The sequence below is a fragment of the Streptomyces sp. NPDC088124 genome, from assembly GCF_040685895.1.
Classification (GTDB): Bacteria; Actinomycetota; Actinomycetes; order Streptomycetales; family Streptomycetaceae; genus Streptomyces.
Window position 1 is genome coordinate 71,368 of record NZ_JBFBJB010000031.1, and the last position, 15,198, is coordinate 86,565.

General features: G+C 71.0%; 9 protein-coding genes and 1 pseudogene. 8 read left to right on the plus strand and 2 right to left on the minus strand.

Going from position 1 to position 15,198, the window contains the following annotated elements; all coding sequences use genetic code 11:
* Positions 1-3 precede the first annotated feature (3 nt).
* From AB0P17_RS25070 to AB0P17_RS25080, 3 genes are all read left to right on the plus strand, one after another.
* Positions 4-837 (plus strand): ABC transporter permease, encoded by an 834-nt coding sequence (locus AB0P17_RS25070; protein WP_365814182.1) that lies wholly within the window; start codon positions 4-6, stop codon positions 835-837.
* Positions 838-931: 94 nt separating this feature from the next.
* A complete protein-coding gene (locus tag AB0P17_RS25075) occupies positions 932-2,356 on the plus strand; it encodes an FAD-dependent oxidoreductase (RefSeq protein ID WP_365814146.1) in 1,425 nt (474 codons plus the stop codon).
* 270 nt (positions 2,357-2,626) lie between these two features.
* On the plus strand, positions 2,627-3,178 hold the full coding sequence (locus AB0P17_RS25080) for a hypothetical protein (RefSeq protein ID WP_365814147.1): 552 nt from the start codon (positions 2,627-2,629) through the stop codon (positions 3,176-3,178).
* A 58-nt stretch (positions 3,179-3,236) separates the two neighbouring features.
* Here AB0P17_RS25080 and AB0P17_RS25085 read toward each other — a convergent pair whose 3' ends face one another.
* Together AB0P17_RS25085 and gabT are read right to left on the minus strand one after the other, a co-directional pair.
* Positions 3,237-3,932 carry a phosphatase PAP2 family protein gene (locus AB0P17_RS25085; RefSeq protein WP_365814148.1) on the minus strand — a complete coding sequence of 232 codons (696 nt, stop codon included), beginning with the start codon at positions 3,930-3,932 and terminating at the stop codon, positions 3,237-3,239.
* A gap of 628 nt (positions 3,933-4,560) precedes the next feature.
* The gene (gene gabT, locus AB0P17_RS25090) at positions 4,561-5,895 is read right to left on the minus strand and encodes a 4-aminobutyrate--2-oxoglutarate transaminase (protein ID WP_365814149.1); all 1,335 of its coding nucleotides are present in this window, start codon (positions 5,893-5,895) and stop codon (positions 4,561-4,563) included.
* Positions 5,896-6,186: 291 nt separating this feature from the next.
* Here gabT and AB0P17_RS25095 point away from each other — a divergent pair, with 291 nt between their 5' ends.
* The 5 genes and pseudogenes from AB0P17_RS25095 to AB0P17_RS25115 all read left to right on the plus strand — a co-directional run.
* Positions 6,187-8,304: an ATP-binding protein gene (locus AB0P17_RS25095; RefSeq protein ID WP_365814150.1), complete on the plus strand. Its 2,118-nt coding sequence runs from the start codon at positions 6,187-6,189 to the stop codon at positions 8,302-8,304.
* Between the two features lie 242 nt (positions 8,305-8,546).
* Positions 8,547-10,211, plus strand: a complete 1,665-nt coding sequence (locus AB0P17_RS25100; RefSeq protein ID WP_365814152.1) for a PucR family transcriptional regulator — start codon at positions 8,547-8,549, stop codon at positions 10,209-10,211.
* Between the two features lie 417 nt (positions 10,212-10,628).
* Complete coding sequence (locus tag AB0P17_RS25105) at positions 10,629-12,074, plus strand: aldehyde dehydrogenase family protein (RefSeq protein WP_365814153.1); 1,446 nt, start codon at positions 10,629-10,631, stop codon at positions 12,072-12,074.
* A gap of 463 nt (positions 12,075-12,537) precedes the next feature.
* On the plus strand, positions 12,538-14,547 hold the full coding sequence (locus AB0P17_RS25110) for an acyl-CoA dehydrogenase family protein (RefSeq protein ID WP_365814154.1): 2,010 nt from the start codon (positions 12,538-12,540) through the stop codon (positions 14,545-14,547).
* A 354-nt stretch (positions 14,548-14,901) separates the two neighbouring features.
* Positions 14,902-15,154 (plus strand): annotated as a pseudogene (locus AB0P17_RS25115) (3-phosphoshikimate 1-carboxyvinyltransferase); the annotation flags it as partial.
* Between the last annotated feature and the right edge of the window lie 44 nt (positions 15,155-15,198).

Below are 15,198 nucleotides of genomic sequence, written 5' to 3' on the forward strand. Positions count from 1 at the left end.
CCGATGGGCGGTGCTCCGAGGCATGTCGTCACGGCCGTGACGCGCTGGGTACGGCGCAATCTCGTCGTCATTGCAGGTGTGCTGACGCTCGGCTACATGGTCGTCCCCAATGTCGTCGTGATGGTCTTCTCCTTCAACAAGCCCAACGGCCGCTTCAACTACGCGTGGCAGCGGTTCTCCTTGGACGCGTGGAAGGATCCGTGCGGCGTCGCCGACCTGTGCGGTTCGCTGTCGCTGTCACTCCGGATCGCCGCCTGGGCAACGCTCGGCGCCACCGTCCTCGGCGCCATGATCGCCTTCGCTCTGGTCCGCTACCGCTTCCGGGCGCGAGGGGCGATCAACTCCCTGATCTTTCTGCCGATGGCGATGCCCGAAGTGGTGATGGCGGCCTCCCTGCTGACGCTCTTCCTCAACCTGGGTGCGCAACTCGGATTCTGGACGATCTTGATCGCTCACATCATGTTCTGCCTCAGCTTTGTCGTGACGGCTGTCAAGGCACGCGTCATGTCGATGGACCCGCGCCTCGAAGAAGCGGCGCGCGATCTCTACGCAGGGCCTGTGCAGACCTTCGTACGGGTGACCCTGCCGATCGCCGCGCCGGGTATCGCGGCGGGCGCACTGCTCGCCTTCGCGCTTTCCTTCGACGACTTCATCATCACCAACTTCAACGCCGGTTCGACGGTGACCTTTCCGATGTTCGTCTGGGGCTCCGCGCAACGCGGCACACCGGTGCAGATCAATGTCATCGGCACGGCGATGTTCGTCATTGCCGTACTGGTGGTGATCATCGGCCAGGTGGTCGGCAACCGACGGAAGAAGACCGCCGCGACGGCCTGAGCCGCCCCGGAGCCGGGCCGACTGTGGGGCAGTTCGCGCCCGGCGCCGTTCGAGTAGTTCGAGCAGTTCGATCGATTCGAAGGAGTTGGCACACATGTCCGTCAGTCCCGGAGCCGTGCGCTCCGCCGCCGCGGCGTCCCTTGCCGGGGCGCGCCCCGTACCGTACTGGCTGGACGCCCCGGACCGGCCCACCGCGCGCCCCGCCCTCGCCGGCGACGAGTTGTGCGATCTGCTGGTCGTCGGCGGCGGCTACAGCGGCCTGTGGACCGCCCTCCTGGCCAAGGAGCGGGCCCCGGACCGCGACGTCGTCCTGATCGAGGGCCACGAGGTCGGCTGGGCCGCCTCGGGCCGCAACGGCGGCTTCTGCTCAGCCTCTCTCACACACGGTTTCGTCAACGGACTCAGCCGCTGGCCCGGTGAACTGCGGAAGCTGGAGGAGCTGGGCGGGCACAATCTCGACGCCATCGAGGCGGCCGTCGCGCGCTACGCCATCGACTGTGCCTTCGAGCGAACTGGTGAGATCGACATCGCCACGGAGCCGTACCAGCTCGCCGGCCTCCGTGAGCTGTACGAAGAGCGGACCCGGCGTGGCGGCGGAGGGCTCGAACTCCTCGACCGGGACGCCGTGCGGGCCGAGGTCGACTCGCCGACCTTCCTGGGCGGCCTGTGGGACCGGCACGGCGCCGCCATGCTGGACCCGGCACGGCTCGCCTGGGGGCTCAAACGGGCCTGCGCGGCGCTGGGCGTACGCATCTACGAGAACACCCGTGGCCTGGCACTGGCCCGGTACGGTGCGGGAATGGCCGTGCGTACTCCGTACGGACGGGTCTTCGCCCGGCGCGTCGCGCTCGGCACCAACGTCTTCCCGTCATTGGTCAGACGGGCACGCCCGTACACCGTTCCGGTCTACGACTACGTGCTGATGACGGAGCCGCTGACGCCGCGGCAACGGGGCGCGGTCGGCTGGTGGAACCGCCAGGGGCTGGCGGACAGCGCGAACCAGTTCCACTACTTCAGGATCACCGCCGACCACCGCGTCCTGTGGGGCGGTTACGACGCGATCTACCCGTACGGCGGCAGGCTTGGGGCGGAGAAGGAGCACCGTCCGGCGACCTACCTCAAACTGGCCGCCCACTTCTTCCGCTGTTTCCCGCAGTTGGAGGACGTACGTTTCAGCCACGCGTGGGGCGGGGCGATCGACACATGCTCGCGGTTCTCGGCATTCTTCGGCATGGCGTACGGCGGACGGGTGGCGTACGCCGCGGGCTACACCGGACTGGGGGTCGGCGCGACCCGTTTCGGCGGTGACGTGATGCTCGACCTTCTCGCGGGGGAGCGGACGGAGCGCACCGAACTGGCCATGGTCCGCGACAAGCCACTGCCGTTCCCGCCCGAGCCGGTCGCCTGGGCCGGCATCGGTCTGACCCGGTGGTCACTGGCGCGCGCGGACGCCCACGACGGCCGGCGCAACATCTGGCTGCGGACGATGGACCGGTTCGGGCTGGGCTTCGACAGCTGATCCGGAGCCGCGGGGCGGGGTGGATGGAGGCGGGTCGGCCTCGGGGCGGGGGACCGGGGCCCGGGCTCGGCGGGCGGTACGGGGCGTACGGACACGGGGCGCCGTACGGCGCGGCAGGTCAGGGCAGGGACACGTGTGTCCTCTCCCCCTGTCGGAACATGTGAGTGGGATCACCGGAAGCTGGTGAACCGAACCCGCGTAATCCATCGGGCCCACCGCCGTCCCTCTTGTGGACAGACTGTCCAACAACATGGATGGGAGGCCGGGCGGATGACTGGCTCGGGTGCAAAGAGCGCGGCGGACTGGCTGGCATCAGTGGCACCGGATCCCGACGCCTGCCGGTGGGAATGGGAGCGCAGTCCGCACGGGGTGGCTCTTCTTCCGGCCGGTCGGCGCTGGGACGTACTGATCCTTCCGGGCGACCTCGGCTACCCGACGCTCGACGTGCTGACCAGGCTCGTCGACCGCCCCGGTCCGGTACTCGCCGACTTCGGTGACGGCCGGATGGGTTTCTTCGTACCGCCGGGGACGGTCGCGCGCTGGATCGGCACGGGGGTACGGGGCGCGGGACGGGGAACCTGGATCGTCGTCCCGTACCCGGGCCGGGCGAGTGGCGGGGTGCGTTGGCTGATCCCGCCGGACGGTGCGGGGACCCTCACGGACGCGGCGCTGCTGGAGCTGGCCATGCACGAGGCGGCGGCAGGGATGGCGCGCGGACGGGGCGAGTGCGAGGAGGGCGACGGGTACCAGGAGGGCGACGGATACGAGGACAGCCTCGGGTGTGAGGGCGGCAACGGGTGTGAACGCGGCGCAGGTCGCTGAAGGGTGTGTGCCTGGTCTGAGCGGCCCTCACCGCTGCCTCAGCCGGGACCTTTCACACTCAACCGGAACTTTCACGCTCGACGGAACTTTCACGACCGCCCGGAGGCTCCGGCGCCGCGCGGCGTTCGTCGCATCCGGTGTCGCATCCGGGGACGCCCTCGCCCTCGCCGTCACGCTCGCGTTCACCCGTGGATGCGTCCTCGCGACGGGCGTATGCGTACTCGCGAAGGCGGAACCTGCGGACGGCCGCCTCCATGAGGAGAAGCAGCATGCCGCACAGCGCGAGGCTCCCGAGGACGTCCACGGGCCAGTGATAGCCGCGCAGTACGAGGCCCACGCCCGTCGCGAGGGTGAGCAGCGCGGCGACGGGCAACATCCTGCTCCGCCCGGCGTACGGCGCGAGGAGCAGCGCGGCACCGCCGTACGCGACCATCGCCGTCGCCGTGTGTCCGGACGGGTAGTAGCCGGTCGCGTCCGTGAGCGGGCCCGGCCGGTCGATCCACATCTTGAGCGGTACGACCAGGGCCGGGACGGCTGCCATCGCGACGACCGCCGCCAGTGGCCTTGCCCGCTGCCCGCGCCGGAACGCCTCACCGAGTGCGAGGGCCAGAACGGGCAGAGCGACCGGCATGCCGCCGAGGTCGGAGAGGAACTGCGTCAGAGGCTCCGGCCCTTCGCCGGCGAGCGCGAGCCCGAGCCGCTCGTCGGCGGGGCGCAACGGCCCGTCGACGGCCGTCTGCCATGTGAAGAACACGAAGAGGACGGCGCACAGAGCGAACGCCGCGAGTGCGCGGCCGGAGAAAAGAGGCGGCCGCCCGGGAACAGGGGGGGTTGTTCCGGGGCGGCCGTCAGGACCGGTGTACCGCACGCCCCGGGGGGTTTGGGGCGGGCGGCCATCCGATCGGTGAGGAGATCCAGAGCCAGAAGCTCCAGTGGTGTGCGCGAAGGCACGACCAAAGCGACGCTGGGGATGCCCCGCATTGGTGTCGCCCACAGTTCGCTGTGCAGTCCCCTGTGAGCGGGGTGTTTCTCTCATCTGGCAAAACCGTACGTCAGGGTCCGGGTCTCCGACAGCCGGAACTCCATCCCGCCATGGGCCCCGCACACCTTCTTCACAGGCCCCGACGGGTGTGGTGGCGCCGGTCGCGCCGCGTGAGTGATGACAACGGCACGCGACGCCACCGGTGCTCCGTGGTGCGCCGTAACGGGGCATAAGGCCGCGTAAAGGCCTCATGCCGGACGGTGTGACGCAGCATGAAGGCCCCGAAGGCGCGCCCGAAGGTCGCCCGAAGACCCGAAGACCCGAAGACCCGCCCAAAGAGGCGTCCGAAGACCCGCCCGGAGGTGTGCCACGAGGGCCGCACTTCCGGGCGCCGGAGGGCTCAGAGAGCGGCGAGCGCCCGCTCGATGATGTCCAGGCCCTCGTTCAGGAGTTCCTCGCCGATCACCAGGGGAGGGAGGAAGCGCAGGACGTTGCCGTATGTGCCACAGGTGAGGACCAGCAACCCCTCCGCGTGGCATGCCTTGGCGAGCGCCGCTGTCGACTGCGGGTCGGGCTCCTTGGTGTCGCGGTCCTTCACCAACTCGATCGCGATCATCGCGCCGCGCCCGCGGACGTCGCCGATGACGTCGTACTTCTCCCGCAGCGTGGCGAGGCGGCCCTTCATGACCGCCTCGATGCGGCGTGCCTTCGCGTTGAGGTCCAGTTCCTTCATCGTCTCGATGGAACCGAGCGCGGCGGCGCAGGCCACCGGGTTCCCCCCGTACGTCCCACCGAGGCCGCCCGCGTGCGCGGCGTCCATGATCTCGGCGCGGCCGGTGACGGCGGCGAGCGGCAGGCCGCCCGCGATCCCCTTCGCGGTGGTGATCAGATCGGGGACGACGCCCTCGTCCTCGCACGCGAACCACTGGCCGGTGCGGCAGAAGCCCGACTGGATCTCGTCCGCCACGAACACGATGCCGTTCTCGCGGGCGAACCGCTCCAGGGCGGGCAGGAAGCCCTTCGCCGGCTCGATGAAGCCGCCCTCGCCGAGGACAGGCTCGATGATGATCGCCGCGACGTTCTCGGCGCCGATCTGCTTACTGATCTGGTCGATGGCCTGGGCGGACGCCTCCTCGCCGCAGTGCTCGGGGCCGGTCGACCAGCGGTAGCCGTAGGCGACAGGTACCCGGTAGACCTCCGGCGCGAAGGGGCCGAAGCCGTTCTTGTACGGCATGTTCTTGGCGGTCAGCGCCATGGTGAGGTTCGTACGGCCGTGATAGCCGTGGTCGAACACGACGACCGCCTGGCGCTTGGTGTAAGCGCGTGCGATCTTGACCGCGTTCTCCACCGCCTCGGCGCCCGAGTTGAAGAGGGCCGACTTCTTGGCGTGGTCGCCCGGCGTCAGCTCGGCGAGCTGCTCGCAGACCGCCACGTACCCCTCGTACGGCGTGACCATGAAACAGGTGTGGGTGAAGTCCGCGAGCTGCGCGGTGGCGCGGCGTACGACGGCCTCGGCGCTGGCGCCGACCGAGGTCACGGCGATACCGGAACCGAAGTCGATCAGCCGGTTGCCGTCCACGTCCTCGACGATGCCGCCGCCGGCGCGCGCGGCGAAGACGGGCAGTACGGACCCGACACCCGCGGCGACCGCGGCGCTGCGGCGGGTCTGCAGTTCCCGCGACTTGGGTCCGGGGATGTCGGTGACGACGAGGCGCTCCTGCGGAATGGCGGTCATGCGGGGCTCCTGGGGGTGTTCCGGGTCTTTCTCCGCAGGCTAGGGGCGGGAGAGGGAAGCGGGCATGCTCCGATCGGGAGTGGTGGGGGGCGTGTCGTTGTCCGTGGCGGACATAGTGGCCTCGTTCTGCGCCGCACGGGGCGCTGTCCCAGGGCGGAGAGTACGGACAACGGGGCCCCGTGGACGGGCTTGTGGCGGTGGGCGAACCACCCGATGTCCGGCGGTGGCAATACGGTGGCAATACATTGAGCGGGTACAACAGGGCGGACCGCGCAGGGGGCAGGAGTTCACATGGGCAGCGACGGCACGCACGACGCACGGGGCACACATGCCGGCCCCGTGCCGCGGCCCGCGGGGCCGCCGCCCATGCCGCCCTCAGCCCCGCTCGAATCCGCCCCGCCCCCCGCACCGGGGCACGCGCCGCGCTCCGGTCCGACCCTGGCGGAGTGGCTGCGTGTCCCGCGCGTCGCCGACGCACCGGGAACCTGGGCATACGGCCACCGGGCCCGGCCCGCGGAGGAACCGGAACTGACGCCGCTGCGGCAACTCGTGAGCGGGGCGCTGATCTCGTTTCTGGCGGGTCTGCTGCTCTGGTCCTTGGTGTCGAACGGCTACCTCGGAGGCTTCTGGCTCTGGCCTCTCCTCTTGGTCACACCTGACTCCTGGCCCGGAACACAGACCGGTGAGACCACCGCACAGATCTACATCGTGGTGGTGATCGGCGGTGCGATGGCCTTCGTTTTCGGCCGCCTCGGCCGTTGGCCCGAACTGGCGCGGCGCATCGTCGGCCGGGTCCCCGGCGCGGGTCCCCGGGAGGATGCCCCGCCGCCCCCGGAGCCCGAGGACGACCTCGCCGAGTGGCCCGAGCTGCGCACCGCGGGGCAGGGAGACATCGCCGCCCGCCTCGCGTCCGAAGTACGGGGCGGGCGGATGAACGACGTCGACTACGCCCGGATCCGCCGCGCGTGGCACTCCGTACGAGCCGACCCGTCGCGCCTGACGGCGTTCGCCGAGGCCGTACGGGGCGACGGCGCGGGCGCCTGCGTCCATCCCTCGGGCGAGCGCGACTTGCCCGTTCGCGCGGCCCGGCACGATCTGCTCGTACGGCAGGTCAGGCTCGGTACCGTCCACGACGGCGAGCGCAACCCGTACCCGCGCAGGGGAACGGGCCTCGCGTTGGATCCGGTTCTGCTGGGCACCTCGCTGCTCGCCGTGGGTCCGCCCGGTGCCGGAAAGACCCACGCGCTGGTGCGCCCCGTGGTCGAATCGCTTTCTCTTCAGGCGCTCGCCGGGCAGGCCGCCGTGATCGCCGTCTGTGCCACGGGCACGCAGCTCGGGCCGGACAGCGCCTACGACGTCGTCGTCCGGCTCGGTGACCCCGATTCGGTGTACGACCTCGACCTCTATGGCGGCACCAACGACCCGGATGAGGCCGCTGTCGTCCTCGCAGAGGGCCTCGTGGGCGATCTGGCGGACACGGACAGCCGCCGGGCGTCCACGGCCCTTGCGCAGCTCCTGGGGCCCTTCCGCGCCGCGCACGGCCGACTTCCCGCCGTACCGGAGCTGCGTGAGCTGCTCGACGGCGAGCCCGCCGCGCTCGCCGCACTGCGGGAGGCACTCGACGCCGGAGGCCATACCGTCATGCGCCGCGAGCTCGACACCCGCGAGCGGCAGTCCGGAGCCTCCGGAGACCCGGGACGGGCGCTCGCCGACCGGGTCGCCCTGCTCGACCGACCCGCTTTCGCCGGGTTCTTCGACACCAGCGGGAAGACCCGGCCGTACTCCCTGCGCACCCTGGAGCACCCGCTGCGTGTCCGCATCGACCTGCCGGAGCGGGGGCACGCCGAGGCGTCGCGGATGCTGGCCAGGATCGTCCTCGCCCAGTTCACGGCGAACGCCGCGACCCGGGCCGACCGGTCGCTCTTCGCCTGTCTCGTCCTGGACGACGCCACCCGCACCCTCACTCCCGAGACCCTGCGCGGCGTACAGCGACTCCGTTCGGTCAACGCGGGCGCGTTGCTCACGCTGCGTACTCTCGACGACGTGCCCGAGGCTCTGCACACCGCGCTGCTCGGTGCCGTCGGCTGCCGGATGGCCTTCTCCGGCATCACCACCTGGGACGGTAAGCGCTTCGCGGAGGCATGGGGCACCGAGTGGGTGGAGACCCGCGATGTCACCCAGCGCACCGTCTTCGCGGACCAGCCGCTGACCCGGGCCATCCACGCCTTCCGCAAGCTGGTCACCGGCAAGGCGGTGACCACGGACGCCGTGACCGTACGGAAGGTCGAGCGTGAGCGATGGTCGGCCTCCGAACTGGCGCACTCGGTGCCGGCGGGCCACGCCGTCCTCTCCCTGCGGACAGTGAGTGGCGAGCATGCGCCGCCCCTACTGGTCGACCTCCGGAGCTGAGCGCAGGGGGCGGGGCGGGGCGGTGCCGACGGGGGCGAGGCGATCCACTGCCGCCAGGATGCCTGCACTTCGTACAGGCTGGCAGAATTGGATTTAGCCGTTGGTACAAGACGGCAAAGTGACCAGTAGCCCCTCCGAGGGGGCGACGCTCATGTCCTTGGGGACGACGCTCACGCCACACTCCTGATGGGCTCGTGTCCGTCGCCCTGCCCGTCCGCTGCCGAAGGCCCTACGGTTCGACCATGCCGCCCACCCTCGCCTCACTTGTCCAGCACTCGGCGCTCCATCTCACCGTGCGCGCGGGGGAGGACCGGCTGAGTACGCCGGTCCGCTGGGTGCACGCCAGCGAGCTGGCCGACCCCGTGCCGTACATGGAGGGCGGCGAACTGCTCCTCATCACGGCGACGACCCTGGACGCCGCGGATCCCGGCGCGATGCGGCAGTACGTACGGCGGCTCGCGGACGCCGGGGTGGCCGGGCTCGGCTTCGCCGTCGGCGTGAACTACGAGGACGTCCCCGAGGCTCTCGTCGGGGCGGCGCGCGAGGTGGGGCTGCCACTGCTGGCCGTGCCGCGACGTACTCCGTTCCTCGCCATCAGCAAGGCGGTCTCGGCGGCGCTCGCGGCCGATCAGTACCGCGCCGTGACGGCAGGCTTCGAGGTCCAGCGTGAACTGACCCGCGCCGCGCTCTCCGAGGGTCCCGCCGCGCTGCTGGAGCGGCTCGCGGCGCATGTGGACGGCTGGGCGGCGCTGTACGACGCGTCCGGCGCCGTCGTCGCCGCCGCGCCCGAGTGGGCGGCGCGGCGGGCCGCTCGGCTGACGGCCGAGGTCGAGCGGCTGCGCGAGCGCCCCGCACCCGCGAGCGCGGTGGTCGGTGGGGCGGGCGCGGGCGACGCCGCCGGCGACGCGGAAGACCGCGTCGAACTCCAGTCGCTCGGCACGGGCAGGCGCGTCCGCGGCGCCCTCGCGGTCGGTACGGGGGCGGCGCTGGGCACCGCGGAGCGGTACGCGGTGCACTCGGCGGTGGCGCTGCTGACCCTGACAACGGAACGTTCACGCGCCCTCCAGGCGGCCGAACAGCGGCTCGGCGCCGCGGTGCTCCGCATGCTGCTCTCCGGGCAACCGGAGCACGCGCGAACGGTGGCGGGCGAGCTGTACGGGGGACTGCTCGACGCGCCCTTCCGGCTGCTGATCGCGGAATCCGCGGCAGGGGCGGGGGGCGCGGGGGGCGTCGCCGCCCCGCACGGGGCCGCCGAGACGGATCATCCGATCCAGGCACTGACGGACGCCGTCGAGGCGGTGGCCTCACGAGGGGGCGAGGCAGTGCTCCTGGTCCCGGACGGCGAGGATCGCCTCGCGGTCGTGTCCCCCGACGGCGGGGCGGTGGTCGCCTCCATGGCCCGGTACACGCTGCTGGAGGCGGAGGAGGCCGGCGTCGTCATCGGCCTCTCCGCGCCGACGGGGCCGATCGCGACGGCCGGGGCGTACAAACAGGCCGAACAGGCACTGTCGGTTGCACGGCGGCGCGGCAGGGCACTCGTCGAGCACGAGGAACTGGCGGCGGGCTCGATCCTGCCCCTGCTGGCCGACGACGCGGTACGCGCCTTCGCCGAGGGGATGCTGCGGGCGCTGCGCGACCACGACGCGAAGGGGCGCGGCGATCTGGTGGCGTCGCTGCGCGCCTGGCTCTCCCGCCACGGTCAGTGGGACGCGGCGGCGGCGGATCTGGGTGTGCACCGTCATACGCTCCGCTACCGCATGCGCCGGGTGGAGGAGATCCTGGGTCGCTCCCTGGACGACCCGGACGTACGGATGGAGCTCTGGCTGGCGCTGAAAACGACAGCTGCCCCGGGGCCGACGACGCCGCCGGCCTCTGTGGCGCCGGAGCCCCGGGAACAGCGGGAGTAGCGCGGCTCGCGAGGGCAGGCGAGGCGGCAAGGGCGCGATGGCGGGGCGAGGGGGTGAGGCGAGGGGGAGGGGGAAGCGAGTGGGCCTGCGTGGGCGTGACGGTGCGAAGGCGCGGCATACGGTCCCGGTCCGATGCCAGGGACGAGCGGCACCCTCGGGATCATCGCCGCGCTCCCGTCGACCATCGCCGTACCCTCGACTCTTGCCTCACTCCCCTCGACCGTTGCCCACTCTGCTCGCTGACAGAAGAACGGCGCACCGTTCCTTCCGCCGCTGCCTGTCTCTCCTCGACCGTGCGTATGACATTGCGTAGCACAGCCTTGTGCGTACCACTCCACCGCGGACAATCCGCCGCATGACTCCGCACCCCTACCGTGGGACATACACGCCGTCTCTTCGGAAGGGCCCGGACTCGCAATGACTTCCACCCACGCTTTCTGGCTCGCCGGCCGCCAGGCCACCGGTGAGGACACCCTCGATGTCACCTCCCCTTGGGACGGCCGCCTCGTGGGAACCGTCTCCGTACCGACCGACGCGCAGGTCGAGGAGGCCGTCGCCGCCGCGCACGCCGTGGTCGACGAGTTCGCCGCGACGCCCGCGCACGTACGGGCCGCCGCCCTCGACCATGTGTCACGCCGTCTCGTCGAGCGCACCGAGGAGATCGCCCGGCTGATCTCCGCCGAGAACGGCAAGCCCCTGAAGTGGGCCCGGGGCGAAGTCGGCCGCGCCGTGTCCGTTTTCCGGTTCGCCGCCGAGGAAGCGCGCCGCTTCAACGCCGGGGACGCCCAGCGGCTCGACACCGACGCGGGCGGCACCGGCCGCCTCGCCCTGACCCGCCGCTTCCCTCGCGGAGCCGTCCTCGGTATCGCGCCGTTCAACTTCCCCCTCAACCTCTGCGCGCACAAAATCGCCCCGGCCATCGCGGCCGGCGCCCCGATCGTCCTCAAGCCCGCCCCCGCGACGCCGCTCTCCGGCCTCCTCCTCGGCGAACTGCTCGCGGAGACCGAGCTCCCCGCCGGTGCCTGGTCCGTCCTGCCCGTGCCCAACGACCGGATGCCCGCCCTGGTGCGGGACGAGCGGCTGCCGGTGATCTCCTTCACCGGTTCCGACAAGGTCGGCTACGCGATCATGGACTCCGTGCCGCGTAAACACTGCACCCTCGAACTCGGCGGCAACGGCGCGGCCGTCGTTCTCGCCGACTACGCGAGCGACCAGGACCTCGACTGGGCCGCGGCACGGATCGCCACGTTCTCGAACTATCAGGGCGGCCAGTCCTGCATCTCCGTGCAGCGCGTGATCGCGGACGCCACGGTGTACGAGCGCCTCGTCCCTCGCATCGTCGCCGCCGTCGAGGCCCAGGTCACCGGCGACCCCGAGGACGACGCGACCGACGTGGGCCCCCTTGTCAGCGAGGATGCCGCCAAGCGCGTCGAGTCATGGGTCGACGAGGCGGTACGGGCGGGCGCGCAGCTCCTCACCGGCGGCAAGCGCGACGGTGCGAGCTACGCGCCCACCGTCCTGGCCGAGGTCCCCGAAGACACGACCCTCGCCTGCGAGGAGGTCTTCGGCCCCGTCCTCACCCTCCGTCGCGTCGAGAGCGAAACGGAGGCGTTCGAGCGCGTGAACGACTCGAAGTACGGTCTCCAGGCCGGCGTGTTCACCCACGACCTGAAGGCCGCGTTCCGCGCCCACCGTGCCCTGGAGGTCGGCGGCGTGGTCGTCGGTGACGTCCCGTCGTACCGCGCCGACCAGATGCCGTACGGCGGTGCCAAGCAGTCCGGTGTCGGCCGCGAGGGTGTGCGGTACGCGATGGACGACTACACGTACGAGCGCGTCCTCGTCCTCACGGGTCTGGACCTGTAAGCCCGTTTGTACGCCCCGTGACGCCCCGTGGGTCCCGCAGGCCCCTACTGGGCACACGGGGTCCCACGAGGTGCGTATGCCCTTCTACGGCGGCGGCCGGAACCCTGGCACACGGGGTTTCGGCCGCCGCCGTGCGTTCACGTCCGGGCAAGAGCTTCGCGCCCCGTTCTGGCCCGGACGGGCCAGAACGAGGCCAGAACGGGGCCAGAACGGGGCGACGACGGCGCGGTGACGGGGGTGGTACACCGTGCCCGGGACCGTACCGCTTGCTCCACGACTGGTGCGGGTGGCGGGAATCGGGTAGATACGGACGAGTAGCAAGAGTCGATATGAGCAGCAGTCGCTATATCGACACTCTCGCCGGTACGTCGGCACTGCCTCACGGCGCCCCACAGCGCCCCGTACCGGCCCGCACCGCCAGGCATCGCCATTGGCCCCGACTCCGCGGCGAGGTGAGTTCCTCATGTCCGCCCCATCCGCACCCTCAGCAGCTTCTACGCCACAGGAACCTCAGAAGTCACAGAAAACTCAGACACCGCAGGAACCACACGGAAAGCCCAAGGTCTCCGAGCGCGAGGCGCGGCAGGTCGCCGAAGCCGCCCGTGAGCAGGGCTGGCGCAAGCCCAGCTTCGCGAAGGAGATGTTCCTCGGCCGCTTCCGCCTCGACCTCATCCATCCGCACCCGCTCCCGGCCCCCGAGGACGTCAGGCGCGGCGAGGAGTTCCTCGCGAGGCTGCGCACGTTCTGCGAGACGCGCATCGACGGTGCGCTGATCGAGCGCGACGCCAGGATCCCCGACGAGGTCATCAACGGCCTCAAGGAACTGGGCGCGCTCGGCATGAAGATCGACGTCAAGTACGGAGGTCTCGGCCTCACCCAGGTGTACTACAACAAGGCCCTGGTGCTCGTCGGCTCCGCCAGCCCCGCCGTCGGCGCGCTGCTCTCCGCCCATCAGTCGATCGGCGTACCGCAGCCCCTCAAGATTTTCGGCACCCAGGAGCAGAAGGACCTCTTTCTGCCGCGCCTGGCCCGTACCGACATCTCGGCGTTCCTGCTCACCGAACCCGACGTGGGCTCCGACCCCGCCCGGCTGGCGACGACCGCCGTTCCCGACGGCGACGCGTACGTCCTCGACGGTCTGAAGCTGTGGACGACCAATGGTGTCGTGGCCGATCTTCTCGTCGTGATGGCCCGCGTTCCCAAGGATGAGGGCCGTAAGGGCGGCATCACAGCGTTCGTCGTCGAGGCGGACTCCCCGGGCATCACGGTCGAGCACCGCAACGCCTTCATGGGGCTGCGCGGGCTGGAGAACGGCGTCACCCGCTTCCACCAGGTCCGTGTTCCCGCCGCGAACCGTATCGGCCCCGAGGGCGCCGGCCTCAAGATCGCGCTCACCACGCTCAACACCGGGCGCCTTTCCTTGCCCGCGATGTGTGTGGGCGCCGGCAAATGGTGTCTGAAAATCGCCCGCGAGTGGTCTTCCGCGCGCGAGCAGTGGGGAAAGCCGGTCGCCCGGCACGAGGCCGTCACAGCGAAGATCTCGTTCATCGCCGCCACCACGTTCGCGCTGGAGGCGGTCGTCGACCTCTCCTCCCAGATGGCCGACGAGGACCGCAACGACATTCGGATCGAGGCTGCCCTCGCCAAGCTGTACGGCTCCGAGATGGCCTGGCTGATGGCGGACGAACTGGTTCAGATCCGTGGCGGCCGGGGCTTCGAGACGGCGGACTCGCTGGCGGCCCGTGGCGAACGGGCCGTACCGGCCGAGCAGATGCTCCGCGATCTGCGCATCAACCGGATCTTCGAGGGTTCCACGGAGATCATGCACCTGCTGATCGCCCGTGAGGCCGTCGACGCCCACCTCGCGGTGGCCGGCGACATCATCGATCCCGACAAATCCCTCCAGGACAAGGCCAGGGCAGGGGCGCAGGCGGGGAAGTTCTACGCCCGCTGGCTGCCGAAACTGGTGGCCGGACCGGGACAACTGCCCGGTTCGTACGCCGCGTTCCACCCGTCCGGGCACCCGGACCTGTCGTCGCACCTGCGCTACGTCGAGCGCACCGCCCGCAAACTCGCCCGCTCCACCTTCTACGCCATGTCGCGCTGGCAGGGGCGCATGGAGACCAAGCAGGGCTTCCTCGGCCGGATCGTGGACATCGGCGCGGAGTTGTTCGCGATGAGCGCCGCGTGTGTACGGGCCGAGATGCTCCGCACGAACGGTGACCACGGCCGCGAGGCGTACCAACTGGCCGACGTGTTCTGCAAACAGGCCCGGATCCGCGTCGAGGAGCTTTTCACGCGGCTGTGGTCCAACACGGACGACCTGGACCACAGGGTCGTGGACGGCGTCCTGTCGGGTACGTACACCTGGCTGGAGGCGGGCATTGTCGACCCGAGCGGCGAAGGCCCCTGGATCGCGGACGCGGCACCGGGCCCTTCGCCACGGGAGAACGTGCACCGGCCGATCCGGTGATCCGCTGAACCACGCCCGTGCGCGCCGTACGGGGCGCACGGGGCCTGGGCACCGCGTGGACCAGGGACACTTCGCGACCTCCGCCGCAGACCGTGAGCGCTCCGTACGGGAGCCTCCCGGGCCGTGGCGTAGGACGCGGGCGCCGTGTGCTCCGTACGGAGCACACGGCTCACCGCAGTACGGGGCGGGCCACCCAGGACGCCCGCCCCGTATGCCGCGGGCGCGCCGTCCGGTAGAAGACGGCCGATCGGTACGTCCCGCCCCGTACGCCGCGTGGGAACGCGGCGCCGCACGGGGCAGACTCGGCACCACCAATCTCCTGCGGCCCCTCGGCTCGGACGCCCGGACGCTTACGACCGCCTGGATGTCTGCGCCCGCAATCTGCGCCGACGGGGCGTCACTACGGAGACGGGCCTGTACTGGATCGAGAACCACCCTGGTACGCCGCGCCCCGTCGAGATCGCCACCCACGGCGATCACCGCATCGTGATGCCCCTGCGCCGTCACGGCGCTGCGTGCCTCGGGGATGACGCACAACGACTCCTGTTGCGTACGCAAGACCTTCCCGGTGATCCACGGGGCGCTCTGCGTGTTCCAGCACGCGTGACGGCCGGACCGAACGTGTCTGTTGTGCTCCTTGTGCCTCCTTGT

Excerpts from the sequence above, each read along its gene's own strand:
- AB0P17_RS25070 (WP_365814182.1), top strand. The coding sequence starts at position 4 with ATGGGCGGTGCTCCGAGGCATGTCGTCACGGCCGTGACGCGCTGGGTA.
- AB0P17_RS25075 (WP_365814146.1), top strand. The coding sequence starts at position 932 with ATGTCCGTCAGTCCCGGAGCCGTGCGCTCCGCCGCCGCGGCGTCCCTT.
- AB0P17_RS25080 (WP_365814147.1), top strand. The coding sequence starts at position 2,627 with ATGACTGGCTCGGGTGCAAAGAGCGCGGCGGACTGGCTGGCATCAGTG.
- gabT (WP_365814149.1), bottom strand. The coding sequence starts at position 5,895 with ATGACCGCCATTCCGCAGGAGCGCCTCGTCGTCACCGACATCCCCGGA.
- AB0P17_RS25095 (WP_365814150.1), top strand. The coding sequence starts at position 6,187 with ATGGGCAGCGACGGCACGCACGACGCACGGGGCACACATGCCGGCCCC.
- AB0P17_RS25100 (WP_365814152.1), top strand. The coding sequence starts at position 8,547 with ATGCCGCCCACCCTCGCCTCACTTGTCCAGCACTCGGCGCTCCATCTC.
- AB0P17_RS25105 (WP_365814153.1), top strand. The coding sequence starts at position 10,629 with ATGACTTCCACCCACGCTTTCTGGCTCGCCGGCCGCCAGGCCACCGGT.
- AB0P17_RS25110 (WP_365814154.1), top strand. The coding sequence starts at position 12,538 with ATGTCCGCCCCATCCGCACCCTCAGCAGCTTCTACGCCACAGGAACCT.